The sequence below is a fragment of the Sphingobacterium sp. HSC-15S19 genome (genome assembly GCF_050433745.1).
Taxonomy (GTDB): domain Bacteria; phylum Bacteroidota; class Bacteroidia; order Sphingobacteriales; family Sphingobacteriaceae; genus Sphingobacterium; species Sphingobacterium siyangense.
This window is the reverse complement of record NZ_JBNPWQ010000101.1, coordinates 1-1,292: the sequence shown is the minus strand read 5'-3', so window position 1 is coordinate 1,292 and position 1,292 is coordinate 1. Positions and strand designations below refer to the sequence as shown.

2 protein-coding genes are annotated in these 1,292 nt (G+C 37.9%); both read right to left on the bottom strand.

All coding sequences use genetic code 11. The features are described 5' to 3' along the window. Positions 1–107: 107 nt before the first annotated feature. On the bottom strand, positions 108–923 hold the full coding sequence (locus L1283_RS28485) for an IS3 family transposase (protein WP_286727493.1): 816 nt from the start codon (positions 921–923) through the stop codon (positions 108–110). A gap of 23 nt (positions 924–946) precedes the next feature. Beyond that, positions 947–1,225 (bottom strand): transposase, encoded by a 279-nt coding sequence (locus L1283_RS28480; RefSeq protein WP_145331133.1) that lies wholly within the window; start codon positions 1,223–1,225, stop codon positions 947–949. Positions 1,226–1,292: the final 67 nt, after the last annotated feature.

Below are 1,292 nucleotides of genomic sequence, written 5' to 3'. Positions count from 1 at the left end.
GTTTGTTTAGACAGAAATTTCTAATTTTTATATAGTATTTTCTGTTTTAGGGCTGAAAATGGAAATAACTTTTTGGCTCTTGAAAGCCTAAAAAAGTTATTCTATTTTTATGCCGCATCCGCTTGCAAATACATGCTTTGCGGAGTATTATAGTTTATTCCCTGATGGAAGCGTTCCTGATTGTAGAATTCAAAGTAAGACCGTAACCCAGCACGGAGAGACCTTGGACTATCGTAGGCCTGTAAATATACGTTTTCATATTTTACAGACCGCCATAATCTTTCAACAAAAATATTATCCAAGGCCCTGCCTTTTCCATCCATACTGATAGATATATCGTTATCTAACAGTTCTTTGGTGTGCAGGTCACTCGTGTATTGACTACCTTGATCGGTATTGAATATCTCCGGTTTACCATGCATATGCAAGGTGTCTTTCAATAGATCTGTACACCATTCCGCACTCATTGTATTGCTGATATCCCAATTTAAGACATATCTCGTCTTCAGGTCAATGATCGCCGATAGATACATAAACCCCTTTTTCATAGGTATATACGTAATATCGGTTGCCCAGACTTGATTTTTTCTATCGATTTCCAGCCCCTTCAATAAATAAGGATATTTTTTATGCGCCTTGTTTACAACGGTGGTGCTTGGTTCGCGGTAAATCGTACGCCAGTTGATTACTTTCATCAGTCTCCTAACACGTTTTGAATTGATCTGAAAACCCGCCTCCCGTAAAAGTACCGTAAGCTTTCGGTAACCATAAAATGGCGTCCTGACATATTGCTCCTGCATGAACAACTCTATAGCCTTATCCTGCTCTGATTTGTCTTTTTTCCTATAATAAAGCGTGCTACGGTTCAATCCAAGCGCATTGCACTGCTTGCTAAAGCTTAATACATCTTTTTTGCTGACCATAGTCAAACGCTCCGATAAAGGAATTAGTAAAGCTTTTTTTTTAGAAATTCGTTTTCTAGGCTTAATTCTCCAATACGAGCAAAGAGCTTTTCCGTCGGTATATTGCTATCTTTGGAATCTCCTGTATCCTTTGAAAAAACTTTGCTCATATTCCGGATGGCTTCTGCTTTCCATGCCGAAATCTGAGTCGGCAACAACTCATATTTCTTCGCTAAAACCTCTATCGTATCCTTCTCTCTGAGTGACTCCAATACAACTCTGCTCTTAAAATCTTTACTAAATGTTCTCCGTGTACGTGACATAATATTGCTAATTTAATCTATTTATTTCATACCTTAAATTTATGTCTAGTTTTAGGGGAGCAGCATA

Coding starts and splice junctions, on each gene's coding strand:
- L1283_RS28485 (WP_286727493.1), bottom strand. CDS start 923: ATGGTCAGCAAAAAAGATGTATTAAGCTTTAGCAAGCAGTGCAATGCG.
- L1283_RS28480 (WP_145331133.1), bottom strand. CDS start 1,225: ATGTCACGTACACGGAGAACATTTAGTAAAGATTTTAAGAGCAGAGTT.